Origin of the sequence: Sorangium sp. So ce887 (assembly GCF_051521455.1) — a bacterium.
Taxonomy (GTDB): Bacteria; Myxococcota_A; Polyangia; order Polyangiales; family Polyangiaceae; genus Sorangium.
The window spans coordinates 11,964,196-11,986,841 of sequence record NZ_CP150354.1; the positions used below are offsets into that span (position 1 = coordinate 11,964,196).

12 protein-coding genes are annotated in these 22,646 nt (G+C 70.5%); 9 read left to right on the plus strand and 3 right to left on the minus strand.

The window, feature by feature from the left end; genetic code table 11:
* Positions 1-86: 86 nt before the first annotated feature.
* The 9 genes from WMF36_RS44815 to WMF36_RS44855 all read left to right on the plus strand — a co-directional run bounded on the left by WMF36_RS44815 (position 87) and on the right by WMF36_RS44855 (position 16,877).
* Complete coding sequence (locus tag WMF36_RS44815; RefSeq protein WP_437576987.1) at positions 87-6,833, plus strand: RHS repeat-associated core domain-containing protein; 6,747 nt, start codon at positions 87-89, stop codon at positions 6,831-6,833.
* A gap of 1 nt (position 6,834) precedes the next feature.
* On the plus strand, positions 6,835-7,212 hold the full coding sequence (locus WMF36_RS44820) for a hypothetical protein (protein WP_437576988.1): 378 nt from the start codon (positions 6,835-6,837) through the stop codon (positions 7,210-7,212).
* Between the two features lie 318 nt (positions 7,213-7,530).
* Complete coding sequence (locus WMF36_RS44825) at positions 7,531-9,543, plus strand: RHS repeat-associated core domain-containing protein (RefSeq protein WP_437576989.1); 2,013 nt, start codon at positions 7,531-7,533, stop codon at positions 9,541-9,543.
* 1 nt (position 9,544) lies between these two features.
* Positions 9,545-9,820 (plus strand): DUF7716 domain-containing protein, encoded by a 276-nt coding sequence (locus WMF36_RS44830; RefSeq protein WP_437576990.1) that lies wholly within the window; start codon positions 9,545-9,547, stop codon positions 9,818-9,820.
* A 54-nt stretch (positions 9,821-9,874) separates the two neighbouring features.
* Positions 9,875-10,033 (plus strand): hypothetical protein, encoded by a 159-nt coding sequence (locus WMF36_RS44835; RefSeq protein WP_437576991.1) that lies wholly within the window; start codon positions 9,875-9,877, stop codon positions 10,031-10,033.
* Between the two features lie 389 nt (positions 10,034-10,422).
* Complete coding sequence (locus tag WMF36_RS44840) at positions 10,423-10,812, plus strand: hypothetical protein (protein ID WP_437576992.1); 390 nt, start codon at positions 10,423-10,425, stop codon at positions 10,810-10,812.
* A gap of 164 nt (positions 10,813-10,976) precedes the next feature.
* The gene (locus WMF36_RS44845; protein ID WP_437576993.1) at positions 10,977-12,239 is read left to right on the plus strand and encodes a TolC family protein; all 1,263 of its coding nucleotides are present in this window, start codon (positions 10,977-10,979) and stop codon (positions 12,237-12,239) included.
* Complete coding sequence (locus WMF36_RS44850) at positions 12,236-13,624, plus strand: efflux RND transporter periplasmic adaptor subunit (protein WP_437576994.1); 1,389 nt, start codon at positions 12,236-12,238, stop codon at positions 13,622-13,624. Before WMF36_RS44845 ends, WMF36_RS44850 begins: the two co-directional genes overlap by 4 nt.
* 16 nt (positions 13,625-13,640) lie before the next feature.
* Complete coding sequence (locus tag WMF36_RS44855; protein WP_437576995.1) at positions 13,641-16,877, plus strand: efflux RND transporter permease subunit; 3,237 nt, start codon at positions 13,641-13,643, stop codon at positions 16,875-16,877.
* Positions 16,878-16,917: 40 nt separating this feature from the next.
* Here the strand turns inward: WMF36_RS44855 and WMF36_RS44860 are convergent, their stop codons facing one another.
* The 3 genes from WMF36_RS44860 to WMF36_RS44870 form a co-directional block, all read right to left on the minus strand.
* Positions 16,918-18,555, minus strand: a complete 1,638-nt coding sequence (locus WMF36_RS44860; protein WP_437576996.1) for an ATP-binding protein — start codon at positions 18,553-18,555, stop codon at positions 16,918-16,920.
* A complete protein-coding gene (locus WMF36_RS44865; protein WP_437484126.1) occupies positions 18,552-18,968 on the minus strand; it encodes a response regulator in 417 nt (138 codons plus the stop codon). The genes WMF36_RS44860 and WMF36_RS44865 overlap by 4 nt, the downstream gene beginning before the upstream one ends.
* Before the next feature lie 291 nt (positions 18,969-19,259).
* Positions 19,260-22,106 (minus strand): PAS domain-containing protein, encoded by a 2,847-nt coding sequence (locus WMF36_RS44870; RefSeq protein WP_437576997.1) that lies wholly within the window; start codon positions 22,104-22,106, stop codon positions 19,260-19,262.
* Positions 22,107-22,646 lie beyond the last annotated feature (540 nt).

Sequence of the window (22,646 nt, forward strand, 5' to 3'; positions counted from 1 at the left end):
CCGCATCTCCGCCGAACGCAGGTGTCCGGACGGCGCTTGACGTGCGCGACAGCTCCATGCGCTCCTTCCCGCGAGGGGAGGCCGCGATGGCGCTGTTGCTGCGAGGTGTCGTGCGGGCGTTGGTCCCGCTCTTGATGTTCTTGAGCTGCGTGCTGGCGGAGGCGGGGTGTACGTGTACACCGGAGCTGCCGCCGGTTCGTCCTCACAGCACCATCGCCTGCCGGACGCGCGATCCGAGCGACCCGCCAAGGGCCGGTCGCGCACCGGGGGTCAAGACCGTCGCTGCCGGCGCCATGGCGGGGACGTTCTCGATCACGAGCACGGGAGAGGCGACGTACGTCATGCCGCTCGTCTCGGTCCCGGGACGCGCGGGGGTGGAGCCGCGGCTCGCGCTCCAATTCGACAGCGCCGCCGGCGAAGGCGCCCTCGGGGCGGGGTTCTCCATCGCCGGGCTGTCGGCGATCACGCGGTGTCCGAAAAGCCTGGCCCAAGACGGGGAGATCCGCGGCGTCCGGTACGATGAGGAGGACGCGCTCTGCCTCGACAACAAGCGACTTGTCGCGGTGAAGCGAGCGCCCGGGACCATCGAGTACAGGACGTTTCCCGACACGAGGGTCAAGGTGGTCGGGCACTACGCTGCGGAAGGGGACGCGCCCGCGGAGGCGCTGTTCTTCGAGGCGATGATGCCGTCCGGGCTCGTCATCGAGTACGGCAGCGGCGACAGCGGCAAGCCGCTGGCGCTGGGCGGCGCCCCGCGCGCGTGGCTCGCCACCAGGGCGCGCGACGGGCGCGGCAATGCCATGACGTACGACTACTGCCTCGCCAACGCCGAGGAGGGCTTCACGGCGGAGTACGCGCTCGATGAGATCCGGTACACGAGCTTCGAGGGCGAGCCGGAGATCGAGCCCTCGCGGGCAGTGCGGTTTGTGTATGCGACGAAGGAGCCGGCCGAGGTCCGGGCGCATTACGCCGGCGGCATGGATCTCCAGAGCGCGCTGCGCCTCGACGAGATCCAGATGCTCGGGCCGGACAACACGCTTGTGCGGCGCTACGGGTTCACGTACGAGGTGAGCGAAACGACGCGGCGGACGCTCCTGACCGAAGTCGAGGAATGCGCGGGCGACGGCGTGTGCAAGCCCCCCACGCGATTTCAGTACAGCCGTGGCGAGGTGGGGTTTCAGCAGATCGCGACGGACGTCGCCAGGCCGACCTCGAAAAAGGCGAGCCCGATGCTCCTCGACATCGACGGCGACGGGCTCGACGACCTCGTGCTCCCGGACACGGTCGCGGGGCTGAGCACGCCCCGAAACCCCATCACCGGCTGGCTCGTCGCGCGCAATCGAGGGCCGGGCGCGGCGGTGCCGTACCCGGAGCCCGCGACCCTGGCGCTCTTCGAGGACTGGCCCGTTGTCGATCCTTCGTTCGAGGCCGCGGATCCGGCTTTCCTTCAGCCCGAGCTCGGGACGAGTATCGATTACAACCAGGATGGCAGGACAGATATCCTGCTGCACGACGTTCACGACGCCACCGACACCTGGCATGTGCTCCTGGCCCGGCCGGACCGCACCTTCGAGGTCCACGATACCGGTATCCGGCGGCCGTTCCCGCTCGGCGTCCGTCCCACGCCGCCGGGATTGAGCCTGCCCGAGGGCGCGATGCACCTCGCCGACGTGGACGGCGACGGCGTGCCCGATCTGATCCAGTGTGATGATCACAGCCGCGAGCTGACCCTGAACCCCTTCGAGGCGACGTGGCTCGTCCACCGCTGGAAGCCCGAGCGCGACGGGACGCCGGCGGGGTTCGACCGCGCGGGGGAGTCGCTCGAGCCGCTCAACGGGTTTCCCTGCGAGATGGAGATCCAGACGCTCGACCTCAACGCGGACAGCCAGGTCGATCTCGTCGTGGCGACCGTGCTGACGTTCAGCGATGGCGCGATGCTCCCCGCGTCGACGTGGGCCGCGCTCACCCGCCGGCACGACGGGAGCTGGGAAGTATTCGACACAAAGCTCCCTCAGATCGGGGGGCGCGTCGTATTTCTCGACGTGAACGGCGACGGCTTGCCCGACGCCGTGCAATCCGGCTTCAGCTACCACGGGCTCCGCACGTACCTCAACACGGGGGCGACCTTCGCCACGCCGGGGGTCGAGAGCCTCGGCCAGGTGGGCTTCATCGTGAGCCTTGACCCGGAGGACCTCGGTGACAGCCTCGCCCTTGACCCGGCGGAGCTCGGCGCACAGGACACGTTCTTCCAGCTCGCGACACCCCTGGACTACAACAACGATGGAATGCAGGATTTGCTGATGCCGGTGCCGCCGGGCATGCTGCCGGGCTCATCCCTCGCGCTGCCGTCCTGGGCCATCCTGCAGGCCACGGGCGCGCGCGACGGGCCGACGTTCGCGCTCGTCGATCCGAAGATCCCGTTCGAGGCGGCGGTCGGGGAGGCCGTCACCTTGGCCGAGCCGCACGGGCCGAGGGTCGGGGACATCAACGGCGACGGGGCCCAGGATGTGGTGCTGCCGATCGACGGCGTATTCACGATCTTCCAGAGCCGCGCGGCCGATCAGGACCTCCTCGTCGCCGTGTCCGACGGGATGAACGCGCACGAGCCGACCGAGGCGGGCTTCGTGCCGAACGTGAGCGTCGCGTATGGCCACCTCACCGACGCTTCGGTCACGAACGACACCGCCGCGGGAGATCCGGAGCGGGAGGGCATGCTCTACCTCTCTCGCGACGACGCGGCGAACGACTGCGCTTACCCCCGCCGCTGCGCGGTGGGGCCTCGGCGGGTCGTCAGCGGCTACGCCGTCAACAACGGCGCGGACCGGCCGCGGCGCTTCGAGGTGCGCTACCGCGACGGGCGCTACCACCGCCTCGGGCGGGGGTTTCTGGGGTTCGGGGAGCGTGTGGTCATCGATCTCGACACCCGCGCCGGGACGGCCGAGCGGTACGACAATGTCACGTTCGACGAGGAGCTCGAGGTCTTCCCGTTCGCCGGGCAGGTGAAGCAGCAACGGCGCTGGGCTCCGGGGCTGCCGGGCCAGCCGAGGCCGGACCGGATCGAGCTCTCGTTCCTCGACGTCGAGCGGACGCTCGTTCCGACGAGCGAGGGCGCGAGCTATTTCACGCTCCCGACCGAGCGCCGGATCCGGCAGGCGCAAGGGGTCTATCCGCCGGAGAGCGGCGCGGCGCCCACCGTGGAGGCGTACGTCGAGCTGGTCGACCGCGGCGGAGGCGGCGCGACGCTGCTGCGCGATTCGGTCGCGAGGGTGACCGAGTTCGATGCGTTCGGCAATGTGATCACCGAGGAGGTGTCGACCCGCGATGTCGACCTGACGCTCGACATCACGCGCACCTACAAGAACGACACAGAGCGCTGGGTGCTCGGCCAGCTGGCGACGGAGCAGGCGTGCAGCGCGGCCGCGGGGCGCTCGCAGTGTCGCCTGCTCACGCGCACGACGACGGACTATGGCGAGATTGACACCGAGTCCACGGACAGCGACGAAGGCATCCCGGATACGAAGCTCGATGTCGTGTACACGCGGGACGACTTCGGGAACGTCACGGGGGTGACGGTCGACGACGCGTTTGGCCACCACCGGGCGTGGAGCACGACGTACGACCCCGAGGGGATCTTCCCCGAGACGCACGTCAACGCGGCCGGCCATACCACGCGCGTGGAGCTCGATGAGGGGCTCGGCGTGCTCGTCGAGCGGGTCGATCCGAACGGGCTCGTGACCGAGTGGAGATACGACGGCTTCGGCCGCCTCGGGCTCGAGATTCGGCCCGATGGGACGCAGACGACGATCGAGCTGTCGCGCACAAAGGACGGCGGCTCGGACCAGGACGGTTGGCGCGTGACGCAGCGGACCACGACGCCCGGCGGCGTCGACGATACGGTCGAATACGACAGCCTGGGCCGTCCGATCCGGTGGTTGTGGCACGGACCTTCCGTGGAGGGCACCAGGGACGAGCTTCCGCGCTTGATGCAAGAGATCGCGTACGACGCGCGTGGTGAGCACATCGCGCGGCGCTCGGTGCCGGCTCGCGAGGGGACGCCGGAAGACGAGCTCCTGGTCGACGCCTACGAGCACGACGCGGCGGGGCGCGAGGTGCGGCACACGACGCCGTGGAACGCGGTCGTGGAGACCGACTACGACGCCTTGCGCGTCGAGGTCACCGATGCGCTCGGTCACGTGACCGCGGTCGAGAAGGACCCGCTGGGACGGCCGGTGGCCGTCACCGACGCGGCGCTGGGCGTCACGCGTTATGGGTACGGTCCATTCGGCGCGCTGCACGCCGTCACCGATCCGGGCGGCGCGGTTACGACCACGACCCACGACGCGTTCGGCCGCGTCCGCAAACGCGAGGATCCGGATCGGGGCACGACGGTGTCCACGAACGATGGCTTCGGGGAGCTCGTCACTTCGACGGACGCGCTCGGGCGGGTGATGACGCTCAGCTACGACGCGCTCGGCCGCACCACCTCGCGCCTGGACGAGGATGGCACCGAGCAGCGGACGACCACGTGGACGTGGGATACGGCGGCCCACGGCATCGGCAAGCTCGAGGCGCTCGAGAGCCCAGACGGAGCAAAGACGTACACCTACAACGAGGAGAGCAAGCTCGAGACGGTGACGCTCCGCATCGACGGGGAGGGCGCGCCCCTGGAGAGCAGGCTCGACTATGACGACCTGGGTCGCATCGCGACGATCACGTACCCCACGCCGGCCGGCGCGGCGCCGTTCGTCGTGGCTCACGACCGCGACGCTCATGGCCACGTGCTCGCGGTACGCGACGCCGCGACGCGCTCCCCCTACTGGCGCCTGACCGATGTGGACGACGCGGGACGCTTCCGCGAGGAGGCGTTCGGCAACGGCACCGTCACGGAGCGGAGCTACTTCGCCGACAAGCAACGCCTGGAGAGCCTCGTCACCCGGCGCGGCACGGGCGAGGTGCAAGACCTGTCGTACGACTACGACGCGCGGCTGAGCCTCACGCTCCGGACCGATGCGCTGCAGCCACAGCATCGGACCGAGCGCTTCCGCCATGACGCGCTCGATCGGCTGACCTGCGCGTACTTCAGCGAGACCGAGAGCGCGTCGGTGCCGTGCGCGCTCCGCTACGAGGTCGCGCCCGATGGCAATCTCACCTTCAAGTCCGACGTCGGCACGCTCTCCTACGACGACCCGCTGCACCCGCACGCCGTCACCGGCGCAGGCACGGACCGCTTCAGCTACGACGCCGTCGGCAACCAGATCGCGCGTCCGGGCGGCGTGACGGTGCGCTACACGCCGTTCGACCTGCCGGCGACGATCACGCAGGGCGCGAGCACCGTCTCGTTCGCCTACGACGGCGACCAGCAACGGATCCGCAAGACCACGCCGGACGAGGAGACGCTCTACTTCGGCGATCTGTACGAGCGGGTCACAGACGCGGCGACGGGAAGCGCCGAGCATCGGTACCACGTCCACTCGCCGGAGCGGCTTGTGGCGATCGTGACCCGAGGAGGCACAGGCGAAGGCACGCGCTACGTGCACGTCGACCACCTCGGCTCGGTCGATGCGCTCACCGGCGAGGACGGCGCCGTCGTCGAGCGGCGGAGCTACGATCCGTTCGGCCGGCGGAGAGACCCGGTGTGGGGGGAGCCCGTGCCGGCGTCGTTCTCCAGCGAGACGACGCGGGGGTTTACCGGGCACGAGGGCGATGACGAGCTCGGGCTCGTCAACATGAAGGGGAGGATGTTTGATCCGAGGATCGGGCGGTTCTTGACGACCGATCCGATCGTGCAAGCGCCGCTCTCTGGTCAGAGCTGGAACCCGTACAGCTATGTGCGCAACAGCCCGCTCAACTACGTGGATCCGAGCGGGTTTCAGGGAGAGCCGGAGCCGCCGCCGCTCCTGCCGATCTACTCGAAGGAGCACAAGCGCGAAAACCTCGTAGATATCCGCTACCAGCCGCGGGAGGGGAAGCAGCGCCAGGAAAAGCCGATCGAGGCCGCGGAGGTCGGCGCGACGACGGCGCCTGTCGACGTGGGCACGACCGGAACTTCGTCGGGCTACGTGCCGCAGCCGGTGACCGTCTCGCCGGAGCACGCCGGCGCCGGTGGCCCGGGCACCATCGTGGGCCAGACCTTGCTGGGCGCCGCGGAGGGCACGGGCGACCTCGGCTTCGGCATCGCACGGTCGCTGGTGCTCAATGCGCTGACGTTCGGGATCTACGGCGGATACGAACTGGGCGGCGCGCTCTGGCAGGGCTACGAGCAGGACGGGATCCTCGGCGCGCTCAACGCCGTGAACCCGCTCTTCCACATCGGGCAGGGCGCGGCGGACACGGCGCTCGCGATCGACCGAGGCGACTACCGGGCAGCGGGCGCGGCGGGGACGAGGTCGGTGATCCTCGCGGCGGCCACCGTCTTCGGGATGGGGAGGGGCCTTGGGGCGGCGGCGGAGGAGTCGGCGGTAGCAGGAGCCGCAAGGGGAGCGGCGCTGCGGCCATACGGAGGCCCTGGTGGTGGGCACCATGTTCCGGCCAAGAACGCGTTCGCAGGAGCACCTGGGTATGACGCGAATGCGGCGCTGGCAATTCCAAATGCGGAACTGACTCGACTCGGCGTGTCACACAGCGCGGTAACCGGCGCACAAATGACTGGCTACAGGGCCTTCGCGCGAACCGGTGCTCCGTTGACGTGGGAGACGGTAAGAACCATAGAAACAAACGCGCTCGTGCGTGGCGGAATGGCGCCAGACGTGGCACAGTCCGCCGTAAACACAGCAGTCAAGGCGCTACAAGAGGCCGGGGTCGCCAGGCCGACTCGCGTCCCCTGGGGAGGCTAAAATGTCGAATCCTGAAATCGAAGAGTTTGCTAAAACTTTAGTACGCCAAGTCAGAGACTCAGCGGTACGCAACTGCGACAGCATGCTTCGCCCCGACACCAGATCGCCAGTTGCAAAGAGATGGGCAGAGGCCAGAAAACATGGCACGTCACCAGACGTGGTGATTCCAGACGCCATCGATGAGACGATTTTCTGTCTTTTACAGGCAATCGATCAAGGGATCCTTCGGGTAAAATTCGTGACCAGCAGCGGGAAAGAAGTCGATCTGACGCAGGAAGGACTTGGCGAGCTGTCCGGCTGGTACATGGGCAGCGGTGGTTGGCGAGCGATGTACTCCCAGGAACGCTTCGTCGACGATTTCGCTGACCTTGACCAATGAGGCTTCCCGGGCTGTGAGAGGACACCCCTCGACCAGATTAGGCTCCGGAGATGCATCATGGGCGGGCACCTGCGCGGATTGAACAACGGTATATGACGCATGGCAAGCTCGAGACGGTGACGCTCCGCATCGGCGGGGAGCGCGCGGCCCTGGAGAGCAGGCTCGACTATGACGAGCTCGGCCGCGTCGAGACGATCACCTACCCCACGCCGGCCGGCGCGGCGCCGTTCGTCGTGGCTCACGAGCACGACGCGCATGGCCACGTGCTCGCCGTGCGCGACGCCGCGACGCGCTCCGCCTACTGGCGCCTGACCGGATGTGGACGACGCGGGACGCTTCCGCGAGGAGGCGTTCGGCAACGGCGCCGTCACGGAGCGGAGCTACTTCGCCGACAAGCAACGCCTGGAAAGCCTCGTCACCCGGCGCGGCACGGCCGAGGTGCAAGACCTGTCGTACGACTATGACGCGCGGCGGAGCCTCACGCTCCGGACCGATGCGCTCCAGCCGACGCACCGGACCGAGCGCTTCCGCCATGACGCGCTCGAGCGGCTGACCTGCGCGTACTTCAGCGCCACCGACAGCGCGTCGGTGCCGTGCGCGCTCCGCTACGAGGTCGCGCCCGACGGCAATCTCACCTTCAAGTCGGATGTCGGCACGCTCTCCTACGACGACCCGCTGCACCCGCACGCCGTCACCGGCGCAGGCACGGACCGCTTCAGCTACGACGCCGTCGGCAACCAGATCGCGCGTCCGGGCGGCGTGACGGTGCGCTACACGCCGTTCGACCTGCCGGCGACCATCACGCAGGGCGCGAGCACCGTCTCGTTCGCCTACGACGGCGACCAGCAGCGGATCCGCAAGACCACGCCGGACCAGGAGACGCTCTACTTCGGCGATCTGTACGAGCGGGTCACTGACGCGGCGACGGGAAGCGCCGAGCACCGGTACCACGTCCACTCCCCGGAGCGGCTGGTGGCCATCGTGACCCGAGGAGGCGCCGGGGATGGCACGCGCTACGTCCACGTCGACCACCTCGGCTCGGTCGACGCGCTCACCGGCGAGGACGGCGCCGTGCTCGAGCGGCGGAGCTACGATCCGTTCGGCCAGCGGGGAGACCCGGTGTGGGGGGAGCCCGTGCCGGCGTCGTTCTCCAGCGAGACGACGCGGGGGTTCACAGGGCACGAGGGCGACGAGGAGCTCGGCCTCGTCAACATGAAGGGGAGGATGTTTGACCCCGGGATCGGTCGGTTCTTGACGACCGATCCGATCGTGCGGGCACCGCTCTTCGGTCAGAGCTGGAACCCGTACAGCTACGTGAGCCATCGCCCGCTGAGCTACGTGGATCCGAGCGGGTTCCAGGAAGAGCTCCAAGCGCCTGTGGTGTCCCTAGCTCCAGGGGTGCTCGGGGATGACGGAGCCACTCCCTCCCGGTATCGAGATCAGGTCAGCATCATCGGCCCTCCGCCCCCGTGGCGCTCTCGCGAGCCTGCGAAGGCCCCGGAGGCCGCGGAGGTCGGCGCGACGACGGCGCCTGTCGACGTGGGCACGACCGGCACCTCGTCGGGCTACGTGCCGCAGCCGGTGACCGTCTCGCCGGAGCACGCCGGCGCCGGCGGCCCGGGCACCGTCGTGGGCCAGACCTTGCTGGGCGCCGCGGAGGGCACGGGCGACCTCGGCTTCGGCATCGCGCGGTCGCTGGTGCTCAATGCGCTGACGTTCGGGATCTACGGCGGATACGAGCTCGGCGGCGCGCTCTGGCAGGGCTACGAGCAGGACGGGCTCCTCGGCGCGCTCAACGCCGTGAACCCGCTCTTCCACATCGGGCAGGGCGCCGCGGACACGGCGCTCGCGATCGACCGGGGCGACTACCGGGCAGCGGGCGCGGCGGGGACAAAGTCGGTGATCCTCGCGGCGGCCACCGTCTTCGGCACGGGAAGAGGGTTGGGGGCGGCGGCGGAGAGGGCGGCGGCGGGAGTGGCAGGCGGGGGAGTGCGGGCGTACTCGGTCGCATACGAGACAACCATCCCCAAGTTCGGCGCCGGCACTCGACCGGCGCACTTCAAGGCAGCAAACGAAGCGCTCCTCGCCGATATGCGGGCGAGCCCGGAGCTGACCCAGGCCATGCGAGGGTTGAGTATCGAAGTGCCCGCTTCTGCTTCCGGTGCCGCCCAGGGCCTCTCTCCGTCTGGTTGGACATGGCACCACGTGCCCGAGAGTCCTGGTGTGCTACAGCTGGTCCCGCGTGGGCAGCACACGGCGGGAAGCGGCTTCTGCGAACTCATGCATCCCGAAAGCCGAGGCGGGTTCTTTCTCTGGGGAAAGGAATTCTAACATGGCGAAGCTACTGGACCTGATCGACAAGATCGATCAGATGGATCGTGAGGACGTGATCTGCGTGAAGCCGGAATGGCGCCCTGACTCAGAAGCGAGTGTCTTTCGGCTTACCGAGGACTACCGCGTTCCCGACGAAGCAAGGGCCCTCGGCTATGAGTACTTCCTTGAGGTTGATACTATTCGACAGATCCTCGAAGAGTTCCGCAGTCGTCCAGAGGCTTCGCTCAACGAAAAGTGCGAGCGGATCATTCATTACGCAACATACGATGCATAGACGCTTGCGTCGAGGTCACCGATGCGCTGGATCACGTGACTGTGGTCGAGAAGGATGCGCCGGGACGACTGGTGGCCGTCTCCGCCCGTCTCGACGAACGACGGCTTCGGCGAGCTGATCTCGTCGACCGACGCGCTCGGCCGAGGAATGACGCTGAGCTATGAAGCCGCAGAAGATTCCCAGGGGGCCGAGGGCGGCGTCCGAGGCGTCTGAGCAGCGCTGCGCATCCGACGGATCCCTTGCCCTGGGCCAAAGCACGGAGGTCGCGACCCTCGTGGCCCCGAGCATGAAACTGCTGCAACCCAGGCCGATGGGGCTCCACGGCTGCTGAGTCGCCGTGATGGGCTCGCCGCTCTCCTCCGCAACAGGGCGCGCCGCCGCCCTCGTGGTGAAGTTGACGTGCGGTACGCGAGCAGCTTCAAGGACCGATGTGCGGTCGCGCGGCGGCAAGCCCGCTTCCGAGAGCGTCGCCGAAGAAAATCAACGGGCGGGAGATCGCGTTCTTGCTCTGGAAGTTGACCGAAAGAGCGCACGGGCCCGGCAAGCGGCTGCGCGCGGGCCCTCCTTGACGGTCGTCCCATCCTCCTCCACCCTCGTGGCGGATGTTCCGCGTCCGGCGACCCCACCGTAACCGCAGCGCCATCCTTCGCTGGATCTGCGCCGCGCTCTCGGTGTTCCTCGTCGTCGGCCTCCTGGCCCAGGGACATACCCTCCAGGCGCTCGGCGTGGCGATCGCTTGCGAGCACCCGATGCTCGAGTCGTCCTCCGCCCATGACGCGGATGACGGGCATCCGGACAGCTCGCACGACGACTGTCCGCCCAGCTGCAACGACTGCGCTTGTGGCCGCATCCCCATGACGCTGTCCCTGGAGGAGGTGCTGCCCTACCACCTCCTCGAGGCGTACGAGATCGCCGCATCGACGCCGCCGGAAATGCCAGGGCGCTGCCCCACCTGCCGCCTCGAACGGCCACCCCGACGCCCGCGCGCTTGAGGCGCCCGCGTCAGGCATCGCATCCACGAGCACGGCAGCCGCGCTCGGGCGCGTGAGCGCCCCCGCGCCACGCCGCCCCGCGCTCGGCCCCCTCGCGCGATCCTGACCGGGCACAACCGCGGTTCTTCGCGCGAGCGCTCCACGCGCTCGAGGGCTGCCCGTCCATGCTCCGTCCCTGCGTGCGCCGTCCGTTCGTCGCCTCCTCGATCGCCCTTTGCCTCCTGCTCCTCCTGCTGCTCGCGCCTGCGGCGGTGTACGCCGCGGAGCCGCCCCTCACCCGCGCCCGCGTCGCCGACCTCGCCCGCGCAGCGCCGAGCGCGCGCGTGGCCACGGCCGAGGCCGGCGTCGCCCGCGCCGCGACCTCGGCGGCCGGCGTGCTCTCGCTCGAGAACCCCGTGCTCACCGGGATGGGCGGCGTCCGGCTCAACCCCGACGGGAGCAAGCCGGCCGCCGCCGAGGCGTCCCTCGAGTGGCCGATCGAGCTCGGCGGTCAACGAGGCGGGCGCATCACCGCGGCGAAGGCCGAGCAGCGCGCCGCCGAGATCCACGCAGAAGACGGCCGGCGCCGCGTCCTGCTCGCCGCCCTGCTCCAGCACGCCCTCGTGCTCCGGGACGAGCGGCACGTGCAGCTCGCCCGCGCGCGCGTCGCCCTCGCAGAGCGGCTCCACGCCGCGGCGGAGCGCCAGCGCAGGGCGGGCGAGGTGCCGGAGGTCGACGTCGCCCTGGCGCTGCTCCAGAAAGGACGCGACGTCGCAGCGGCGAAGGCGGCGGAAGGCACGCGGGACGCCGACAGGGCCGCGCTCCTCGCCCTGCTCGGCCTCACCTCGCCGGGAGCGCAGAGCCTCCCGGTGGAGGGGCCGCTCGTGCCTCCCGGCGAGCCGCCGGCGCTCGCGTCGAGCCTCGGCGAGGTCGAGCGGCGCCCCGATGTCGGCGCCGCCGAGGCGACGGTCGGTGCCGCGCGCGCCAAGGCGGAGCGAGAGCGCTCGGCCAGGTGGCCGACCGTCAGCGTCATCGCCCAGGTCGAGCACGACGACGGCGCGAACATCGGCATGCTCGGCCTCGCGGTCCCGCTACCGATCCTCAACGCCAACCGGGCCGGCGCCGCGACGGCCGCCGCGGAGATCGATGTCGCCCGGGCGCGCGCCGACGCCGCGCGGGCCGGCGCCGTGGGCCAGATTCACCAGCTGTACGCGCGCTACCGGGCGACGAAGGAGGCCCTCCAGGCCCTCGCACCGACCGCCACCCTCATGGAGCAGGCGGCCGCGATCTCGGCGCGAGGGTACGAGCTCGGCGAGAAGGATCTCGCGAGCGTCCTCCTGGTGCGCCGCGAGGTCATCGAGACCGAGGCGGCGCTGCTGGAAGCCGAGCACGCCCATGCGGCGGCCAAGATCGAGCTCCTGGTCGCGGCGGGGAGGGGGCTCCGATGAGCGCTCCCCGGCGGAAGATCGAGCTCTCGCCGAAGGCCCTCGCCGTGATCGCTGCCGCGGTGCTGGCGCTCGTCGTCGCGGCCGTCGCCCTCACGGTGCTCATCGAGCATCGACGCCACGGGCACGACCCCGAGGCCGGCCACGGCGACGAGGACGGGCACCACCACGGCAAGGGCGAGAGAGCGCACGCGCACGACGAGGGCAAGGAGCACGCGCACGACGAGGGCAAGGAGCACGCGCACGATGAGGGCAAGGAGCACGCGCACGAGGCCGGGGAAGCGCGCGCCCACGGCAGCGGCAGGGTCGAGCTCTCGCCCGCGATGATCCAGAACGCCGGGCTGGAGATCCTCACCGCCGGACCGGGCAAGGTCGCCGTGACGGTCACGCTGCCCGGCGAGGTGGCGCTCAACGCCGAGGCCATCGCGCACGTCACGCCGCGGGTGCCGGGGACGGCGCGGGAGGTGAAGAAGCAGCTCGGCGACAGGGTGAAGCGCGGAGAGGTGCTCGCCGTGCTCGACAGCCGCGAGCTGGCCGAGCTCCAGCGCGAGCTCCTGGCGGCCAAGGAGCGCCTCTCCCTCGCCGAGGCGAGCTTCACGCGTCACGAGGCGCTCTGGAAGGAGCGAATCTCGGCCGAAAAGGAGTACCTGGCGGCCAAGCAGGCGGTCGCCGAGGCGCGGATCGAGCACCGGAGCGCCGCCCAGAAGCTCAACGCCACCGCAGGCTCCGGCGCGACCCGGGGCACCGGCTACGCGCTGGTCGCCCCGATGGACGGCACCATCATCGAGAAGCACATCGCCATCGGCGAGGTCCTCAAGGAGGACACCCAGGTCTTCGTCATCGCCGACCTGTCCACGATCTGGGTCAACGTCACCGTCTACGCCAAGGATCTCAGCCGCGTGCAGGTCGGCCAGACGGCCTGGGTCAAGGCCGAGGGGATCGAGCACGCCGCGCAGGGCACGCTGGCGTACCTGGGGCAGGTCGTCGACGAGCAGAACCGCTCCGCCGTGGCCCGCGTCGTCCTCCAGAGCCCGGGCGCAGCCTGGCGCCCCGGGCTCTTCGCCACCGCCGACATCGCCGTCGAGGAGGTGGCCGCGCCGGTGGTCGTCTCGGACGAGGCCATCCAGCGGATCGAGGGCAGGGAAGCCGTCTTCGTCGAGGAGGGCGGCGGCTTCGAGGTCCGCCCGGTGAAGGTCGGACGCCGGGGCATGAGCCCGCCGGGGTTCGGGGCGAAGGGCGCCGACAGGCGACCCGGAGCCCCGAGCGTCGAACACGCGCCGGTCGTCGAGATCCTGGCGGGGGTCGCCGCCGGCGAGCGCTACGCGGGCAAGAACAGCTTCATTCTCAAGGCGGAGCTCGGCAAGTCCGAAGCCGGCCACCAGCACTGAGGAGCGCGCCGGCCCCATGCTCACCTTGCTCTCACGGCTCCTTGCGCTCTCGGTGCGCCATCGCTTCCTCGTCGTCGCCCTCACGATCGCGGTCGGCGCGCTCGGGGCCTACAACTTCACGCGCCTGCCGATCGACGCGGTCCCGGACATCACCAACGTCCAGGTGCAGATCAACACCTCGGTGAAGGCGCTCTCCCCCGTGGAGGTCGAGCGTCAGATCACCTTTCCCATCGAGTGGGCCATGGGCGGGATCCCGGGCGTCCAGCAGGTGCGCTCGCTCTCCCGCTACGGGCTCTCCCAGGTGACGGTGATCTTCGAGGACGACACCGACATCTACTGGGCCAGGCAGCTCGTGGCCGAGCGCCTCGGCGCCGCGAAGGAGAGCCTGCCGCCGGGGCTCGGCGAGCCGCAGCTCGGCCCGATCGCGACCGGCCTCGGCGAGATCTACATGTGGACGCTCGAGGCCGCGCCGGACGCCCGGCGGCCCGACGGGCAGCCGTACGACCTGACCGATCTACGCACGATCCAGGACTGGATCGTGCGGCCCCAGATCCGGACCGTGCCAGGGGTCACCGAGGTCAACTCGATCGGCGGCTATGAGCGGCTCTACCAGGTCTCGCCGGACCCGGCGAAGCTCGTCGGCTACGGGCTCTCGTTCCGCGATGTGCTCGAGGCGCTCGCGGCCAACAACGCCAACGCGGGCGGCGGGTACATCGAGCACAAGGGCGAGCAGTACCTCGTCCGCGCCACGGGCCTCGTGCAGAGCGAGGACGACATCCGGGGCATCATCGTCGGCGACCACGGCGAGGTGCCGATCCGGATCGAGGACATCGCCGAGGTCGGCGTCGGCCGGGAGCTGCGCACGGGGGCGGCGACCGAGGACGGCGAGGAAGCGGTCATCGGCACGGCCATCATGCTCGTCGGGGAGAACGGACGCGCCGTCTCCAGGCGCGTGGACGAGCAGATGAAGGCGGTCAACAAGTCACTGCCCGAGGGCGTGACGGTCAAGACCATCTACGACCGCACCTACCTCGTCGACGCCACCCTGAGCACCGTGCGAGACAGCCTGCTCGAAGGGGCCGCGCTGGTCGTCGTGGTGCTCTTTCTCCTGCTCGGGAACCTCCGGGCCGCGCTGATCGCCGCGCTGGCGATCCCGTTCTCGATGCTGATCGCCGTCACCGGCATGGTCGAGGGCAAGATCAGCGGCAACCTGATGAGCCTCGGCGCCATCGACTTCGGGCTCATCGTCGACGGCTCGGTGATCATCGTCGAGAACTGCGTGCGGCGCTTCGCCGAGGAGCAGCGCCGGCTCGGGCGCACGCTCACCCGGGACGAGCGGCTCGGCCTCGCCTACGACGCGTCCCAGGAGGTCCGCCAGGCGACGATCTTCGGTGAGCTCATCATCGCGATCGTCTACCTGCCCATCCTCACGCTGACGGGCATCGAGGGGAAGATGTTCCGGCCCATGGCGCAGACCGTCGTCCTGGCGCTCGCGGGGGCGACGATCCTGTCGATGACGTTCGTCCCGGCGCTCGTGGCGTTGCTCCTCACGGGCCGGGTGTCGGAGCAGGAGAACTTCCTCTTCCACCACGCGAAGCGCGCCTACGGCCGGGTGCTCGCCTGGGCGCTGTCCCACAAGCCGTTCGTCGTCGCCGCCGCCGGCGTCGTCCTCGTCGCCTCGGGCCTGGTCGCTGCGGGGCTCGGCCGCGAGTTCGCGCCCAGGCTGAGCGAGGGCGCGCTCGCGCTCCAGCCGGCCCGCATCCCCTCGATCAGCCTCACGACGAGCGTGGCGATGCAGGCGCAGCTCGAGCGCTTGCTCAAGGAGCGGTTCCCGGACGAGATCGAGCACATCTTCGCCCGCACCGGCACGGCCGAGGTCGCGACCGATCCGATGGGCCCGAACGTCTCCGACACCTACCTGATGCTGAGGCCCCGGAGCGGATGGACGAAGGCGGCGACGCAGGAGGAGCTCGCCGGGGCCATCGAGGAGGTGATCCGGGAGCTGCCGGGGCAAAACTACGAGTTCAGCCAGCCGATCGAGCTCCGGTTCAACGAGCTCATCAGCGGCGTGCGGAGCGACGTCGCGATCAAGGTCTTCGGCGACGACCTCGAGGTGATGCTGAAAGAGGCGAGCAAGATCGGCGCCCTCCTGCGGGCGACGCCGGGCGCGGCGGACGTGAAGGTGGAGCAGGTCACGGGGTTGCCGGTGCTGACCATCGACGTGGATCGGCGCATGGTGGCGCGCTACGGGCTCAACGTCGCCGACGTGCAGGCGGTCGTCGAGGCCGCGATCGGCGGCGTGAGCGCCGGCGAGGTCTTCGAGGGCGACAAGCGCTTCGATCTCGTGCTCCGGCTCCCCGACGTCATCCGCCGCGACATCGGGGCGCTCGAGCGCCTCCCGATCCCGCTCCGGGGCAAGCAGGCGCACGCGCCCGGCCCGAGCGGTCCGACCCTCGCCGCGTCGGCGCGGGCGCCCGGCCGGGCGGCGTTCGTGCCGCTCGGCGCGGTGGCGAGCCTCCGCGTGGAAGAGGGCCCCAACCAGGTCAGCCGGGAGAGCGGCAAGCGCCGCGTCGTCGTCCAGTGCAACGTGCGCGGCCGCGACCTCGGCGGCTTCGTCGCCGACGCCGAGGAGCGGATCGACGCCGAGATCAAGCTCCCGCCGGGCTACTGGATGTCCTGGGGCGGCCAGTTCGAGAACCTGCTCGCCGCCGAGCGGCGCCTTGCCGTGGTGGTCCCGCTGGCGCTCGGGCTGATCTTCGGCCTGCTCTTCCTCTCCGTCGGGACGCTCAGGAACGCCGCCCTGATCTTCACCGGCGTCCCGCTGGCGCTCACCGGCGGCATCCTCGCGCTGTGGGGCCGCGGGCTCCCGATCTCGATCTCGGCGGCCGTGGGCTTCATCGCGCTCTCGGGCGTCGCCGTGCTGAACGGGCTCGTGATGGTGACGTTCATCGAGAACCTGCGGCAGCGCGGCGAGGCGCTCGACGACGCGGTGCTCCACGGCTCGATCGCGCGGCTCCGCCCCGTGCTCATGACGGCGCTCGTCGCGGCGCTCGGCTTCGTCCCGATGGCGCTCGCCACCGGCACCGGCTCCGAGGTGCAGCGCCCGCTGGCGACGGTCGTCATCGGCGGGATCCTCTCCTCCACCACGCTCACGCTGGTCGTCCTGCCGGTCCTCTACCGGCTGACGCACCGCCAGGGAGCGCCGGGCGCCCCGGGGGAGCCCGCGGATGCGGGGACGGGCTCGGCGGGATGAGAGGACCGCGCGCGTCGGCGCGCGACGCGATGACGGGCGCTCAGCTCGCCAGGGGCAACGAGAAGTGGATCGTCGTCCCCTGGCCCGGGGTGCTCTCGACCGCCACCGTCCCGTGGTGCGCCTCGACGATGCCGCGCGCGATGTACAGGCCGAGCCCCGCGCCGGTGCGCGACTCCTGCGCGGCCTTCCAGTAGCGATCGAAGAGGTGAGGCTGATGCTCGGGCGGGATGCCCGGGCCCGTGTCGGCCACGGAGAAGCGCGCGAGATCGGCGACCCGGCAGAGCGACACGCTCACCACGCCGCCCTTCGGCGTGAACTTCAGCGCGTTGCCGAGCAGGTTCGAGAAGACCTGCAGCACCCGATCCCGGTCGGCGAGGACCTCCAGGCCCGCGTCGAGCGGCCCCTGCGTCACCCGGCAGCCCTTCGCCTCGGCGAGCGACGCGGCGGCCTCGAGCGCCTCGCGGACGAGCGCCCCGCCCCGCTCCACCCGCGGCGACACAACGAGCCGCCCCGCCTCGATGCGCGACGCGTCGAGCAGATCCTCGATGAGCCGCGTCATGCGCTGGATCCCGCGGTCCATCCGGTCGACGAGCTGGACGGCGTCGTCCTCCTCGCCGTCCTTCCGCTGGAGCAGATCGCTCCGCAGCAGCGACGCCGTGATCGCGATCGTGTTGAGCGGGTTCCGGAGGTCGTGCGACACGATCGCGAGCAGGTCGTCCCGGGCGCGCGTCGCGGCCTGCGCCTCGTTGTACAGCCGCGCGTTCTCGAGGGCGACGGACGCCGACTGCGCGAGCTGGGTGAGCAGCACCTCGTCGCTCTCCACGAACGGCCCGTCGCGCCGGTCGAGCAGCTGGAGGCTCCCGATGCACTGGCCGTCCCTCCCGCGCAGCGGCGCCGCGACGAGCGAGCGCGGGTAGAGCTCCGCCGGCGCGCGCGACAGCACGTCGGCGCACGTGGGATCGTTCGCGATCTCGTCGCCCGTCAGCCGGACGCTCGTGCTCCTCCGCTCGATCAGGCCGCACGCGATCTCGCGGATGGCGTCGCGGTCCTCCCGCGCGGCGTACTCCTCGGACATCGAGAGGCCCGTCAAAGGCCGCTGCGCCACGCCCCGCGAGGCCAGCCGCGCGACCGCCACGTTCGCGTCGAGCAGCACGCGCGCCTCGTCGGTGGTGCGCTGGATCAGCTCGTTCAGCGAGAGCGACCGGTGGATGCGCAGCGTCGCCTCGGTGAGCTGCGCGAGCTGGTTCGCGTGGCGAGCGAGCGCCCGGCGCGCCTCGTCCTCGCGGCGCTCCGCCTCGTTCAGCCGGAGGACGTAGCGCAGGCTCTGCACGAGCCGCTCGGGCGTCAGCAGGTTCTTCGGCACGTAGTCCGCCGCCCCCCGCTTCATCAGATCGACCGCCAGCGACTCGTCGCCCTGCCCGGTCAGCATGATGAACGGCGCCGTGAGCTTCGCCTTGCGCGCCGCCTCGATCACCGTGAGCCCGTCGCCCCCGGGCAGGTAGAAATCGAGGAGCACACAGTCGATCTGCTGCTCGTACAGCACCGCGAGCGCCGAATCGACGGAATCGGCCTCCCGGATCTCGGCGTCGACGCGGCCGCTCCGCAGCGCTCGCAAGATCGCGATCCGATCGACCGTGTCGTCGTCGACCACGAGGAGGCGAACCGACCTATGGCTCAAGGCATCTCCACGAGCGTCCAGTACCGGTTCAGCGCCGTCATGAGCTCGACAAAGCTCAGAAAAGTCACCGGCTTCAGCAGGTAGCCGGCGACGTTCAGATCGTAAGCGTCCACCTTGTCCCGATCGTCGTTCGAGGTGGTCAGCACGACGACAGGCGTCGCCCTCAGCGCGGCGTCGGACCGGAGCTCCCGGAGAAACTCGATGCCGTTCATCCTGGGCATATTCAGGTCGAGCAGGACGAGGCGCCGGTCTCTGGGCACCTGGGTGCCGCGCAGCAGATCGAGCCCCTCGACCCCGTCGCCCGCGACCCAGAGCGGGTTCGTGATCTTGCCCCTCTCGAACGCCCTCCGGACGTTCATCACGTCGACGGTGTCGTCCTCCACCAGAATAATGTTCAGGATTTTACCGTCCATCCTCGTCCTCGTTGAGGGGCAAAGCGCTGGCCCGTCGATAGCATGCGAGAGCAACGCTGCACGTATGCAGGGCGATGGCGGCGGAGCTGGAGGCCGGCTCACTCGTTTCCGGGGGACGGAGAAACCGCAACCGGCCTGCTTCGCGCGGCCAACGTTAACGTGGGCCTGCGGCGCCGGGAAGAGCCGAGTGGAGGTAACGTGGGCTCGGGTGCCCATGACGGCCGCCCGCGCACGTGCCATCGGCCGCGCGCGCAGGGCGCCCGCGCTGCCAGGGCGCCGCGCCCCGGGAGGCTACGGCCAGCTGCCGCGGGGGCCCGCGCGGCCGACGAGGTGCGCCACCGCCGTCACCAGGCTGCTCGGCTCGATGGGCTTGGCCAGGTGCATCTGGAAGCCGGAGGCGATCGCCTGACGGCGGTCCTCCATGCGCGTGTACGCGGTGAGCGCGAGCGCCGGTATGCCGCTCGCGGGGACCTCGGCCCCCAGCGCGCGCAGCCGCCGCATCATCGCGTAACCGTCCTCGCCCGGCATGCCGATGTCGCTCACGAGCACGTCGAACTCGTCCGCGCGGAGCGCCTCGAGCGCCTCGCCGGCCGAGGCCGCCTCGCTCACCGAGGCCCCGGCGCGCACGAAGATGATGCCGAGCAGCTCGCGCGCGTCGGTCTCGTCGTCGACCACGAGCACCCGGATGCCCTCGAGCATGCGGCGCGCGGCGCCCCCCGGCGAGTCGCTGCCCCGGCGCTGCGGCGACGGCAGCGACGAGTGCGCCTCGGCGCGGATCGGCAGCTGCACCCGGAAGCGCGCGCCCTTGCCCTCTCCGTCGCTCGCCGCGCTCACGCTGCCGCCCTGGGCCTCCGCCAGGTGCCGCACGATGGCCAGGCCGAGCCCCAGGCCGCCGTGGGCCCGGGTCACCCCCCCGTCCGCCTGCCGGAACCGCTCGAACAGGAACGGCAGGAAGCTCTTCGGGATCCCCTCGCCGTTGTCCTCCACCTCCACCTCGAGCATGGCGTCGACGCGCCGGGCCAAGGCCCGCACCTGCCCCCCCGAGGGCGTGAACTTCACCGCGTTCGTGAGCAGGTTCCACACGATCTGCTGGAGCCGATCGGCGTCGCCGAGGAAGATGCCCACGTCCTCGACGACCCAGGCGTTGACCGTGACGCCCTTCGCCAGCGCCGCCGGTCGCACGAGATCGAGCGCCGTGGCGAGCACCTGGCGCACATCGACCGGGTCGGTGCGGAGCTGCAGCTTCCCCGCGATGATCGTCGAGGCGTCGAGGACGTCCTCGATGAGCTGCGACTGCGCCTTGGCGTTGCGCTCGATCGTGGCGAGCCCCCGCTCGAGCGACTCGGTGTCCACCTCGCCCGTCCGGAGGATCCGCGCCCAGCCCAGGATCGACTGGAGCGGCGTCCTGAGCTCGTGCGACACCGTCGCGAGGAACTCGTCCTTGAGCTTGTTCAGCTGCTCGGCGTGCTGGCGCGCCTTCTGCTCCTGCTCGAGGAGCTGGGCGCGCTCGGCCTCCGAGCGCTTCTGCTCGGTGATGTCGTGGAACGAGACGCCCACCCCGTCGCCCAGCGCGACCGCGATGGCGCGGAACGTCTGCGGCGCCCCCTCGTGCGCGCAGAAGAGCTCGATCCGGGCAGGCTCCCCGTTCTCCACCACGTGCGCGTACGTGTCAAAGGCGCTCGCGAGCGAGCTGCCCGGCATCTCCACCAGCATTCGCTTGCCCTCGAGATCCTTGCCGCGGCCGCCGACGATCGGCCCCGTGGCTGGGTTCACGTAGACCCACTCGAAATCGGAGATCGCCCCGGACGCGTCGCGCACGCTGCGCAGGATCATGAACCCGTCGGGCGACGCCTCCTTCACCGTGCGGAACCTCGCCTCGCTCGCCCGCAGCGCCTGCTCGATCGACTTCCGCTCCGTGATGTCGGTCGCCGTGCAGGTGATGCCGACGATCTCGCCCGCGTCGTCGGTCAGCGGCTCGATCGAGATGTCGAGGTGCTGCGTGCGCCCGCCGGCGTGCAGGGCGATCTCGCGCCGCTGGCCGACCCCGCTGGACAGCACCTCGCGCTTCGCCCGGTCGAGCGCCCTCGCGGCGTCCGGGTCCTCCAGCACCTCCGCGTCGGTCTTCCCGAGCACCTCGCGCTCCGACTTGCCGAACGAGTTGTGCATCCACGTGTAGCGGAGGTCCCGGTCCTGGTTGAACACCATGACCGGCGACCCCCGGAGCGCCTTGCGGAAGCGCTCCTCGTTCACGCGGAGCGCCTGCTCCGCGCGCAGGCGCTGGGTCACGCTCTGCTGGAGCTCGAGCGCGAGGCGCTCCGCCTTGCGGCGCGCCCCGATCTGCTCGGTCACCTCGAACGCCGTCGCCACGACGCCCTCCACGGCGCCGCTCACGTCGTGGACCGGATTGCACAGGACGTTGTACAGCCGCTCCACCACCTCGCCGGTCCAGTGCATGAGCCGCAGCGGGATCTCGCTCGCCACGCTCGGCAAGCCGCTCGCCATGACGGCCTCGAGCTGCGCGTGCAGCGCCTGCCCGCGGAGCTCCGGGACCGCCTCGACGAGCGGCTTGCCGAGCAGATCGTCGCGGCCGACCATCTGGCAGAAGAGCGGGTTCGCGAGCTCGAACACGAGATCGGCGCCCTTGAGGAGACAGATCGGCGCGGGCGCCTGGGCGAGCAGCGAGCCGCTCCTGCCCCGCTCGAGCTCGGTGCGCTTGCGCTCGGTCTCGAGCGCCGCCAGCTGGAGCCGGGTATGCTCGCTGACCGCCTGGGCGATCCCCGCATCCACGCGCTCGGAGAGCGCCTCGACCTCGCTCAGGCTCGGCGTCATCCCCGCCTCCTGGAGCTCGCGGAGGATGGATCGCCGGAGAACGCCATACTCGCGGACCATCACGTCCAGGTTGAACCCGTTCTCCCAGCGCATCTCCCCGTGCTCGCGCGCGGCCTCGTCGCTGCCGCTCGTGGACGCCCCCTTCTCCAGGCTGGCGGCCACCTCGTCGAGGAAGCTCGGTAGCGAGTTGATGATCAGGGGCTTCGGCATGTCGCGCACCGTCGAGCTGCGCCTGCGCAGCTCCACGACGAACCGCTCGATGATGGCCTCGCGGCGGGTCCTGATGAGCGTGGAGAGCGGGATCGTCATGATCGGGTCGTTCGCGGCGTGGGGCCCATCCCGGCAGACATCGCCGTCAGGGGCCCGGGCAGCCAGCGGGGAGCGGCCCTGGGTGACCTGGGACGCGGGCGTCAGCGAGCACGACATATTCGGCGAGCTGGCCGAGCGCCACAAGGCGCCCCGCCAGCGCAGCCCGCGCGGCGGCGGGCAGGCGACCGCAGCCTTCACGGGACAGCCGCCCGCGGTCCTCCGTCGAGATCGACCTCGACGTGGGTGCTGAACCGAGCTCGATTTTCCACACGCGCGCACAAGCCAAGGCGTGAGCAAGCGCTGTGCCGAGCTCGGACGGCCGGTGTTCACGGTGATGTGCGGCGCGCGCCGTCACGAACGAGGCAATTTGCCGCAGCTCCTCCGTCCGCTCCGGCCGTGCGACGGCGCATGAAGCGGGCTGTGGGGCGTCGGGAGGATCAGCCGTCTTGATGGACGCGTGGGTCAACATGAGACGTCGCGGCACGGCGGCTGCAACACCGCTGGTTCGAGACCCTGGAACACCAATTCACCCGATCTGGA

Coding starts and splice junctions, on each gene's coding strand:
- WMF36_RS44815 (WP_437576987.1), top strand. CDS start 87: ATGGCGCTGTTGCTGCGAGGTGTCGTGCGGGCGTTGGTCCCGCTCTTG.
- WMF36_RS44820 (WP_437576988.1), top strand. CDS start 6,835: ATGTCGAATCCTGAAATCGAAGAGTTTGCTAAAACTTTAGTACGCCAA.
- WMF36_RS44830 (WP_437576990.1), top strand. CDS start 9,545: ATGGCGAAGCTACTGGACCTGATCGACAAGATCGATCAGATGGATCGT.
- WMF36_RS44835 (WP_437576991.1), top strand. CDS start 9,875: ATGCGCCGGGACGACTGGTGGCCGTCTCCGCCCGTCTCGACGAACGAC.
- WMF36_RS44840 (WP_437576992.1), top strand. CDS start 10,423: ATGTTCCGCGTCCGGCGACCCCACCGTAACCGCAGCGCCATCCTTCGC.
- WMF36_RS44845 (WP_437576993.1), top strand. CDS start 10,977: ATGCTCCGTCCCTGCGTGCGCCGTCCGTTCGTCGCCTCCTCGATCGCC.
- WMF36_RS44850 (WP_437576994.1), top strand. CDS start 12,236: ATGAGCGCTCCCCGGCGGAAGATCGAGCTCTCGCCGAAGGCCCTCGCC.
- WMF36_RS44855 (WP_437576995.1), top strand. CDS start 13,641: ATGCTCACCTTGCTCTCACGGCTCCTTGCGCTCTCGGTGCGCCATCGC.
- WMF36_RS44865 (WP_437484126.1), bottom strand. CDS start 18,968: ATGGACGGTAAAATCCTGAACATTATTCTGGTGGAGGACGACACCGTC.
- WMF36_RS44870 (WP_437576997.1), bottom strand. CDS start 22,106: ATGACGATCCCGCTCTCCACGCTCATCAGGACCCGCCGCGAGGCCATC.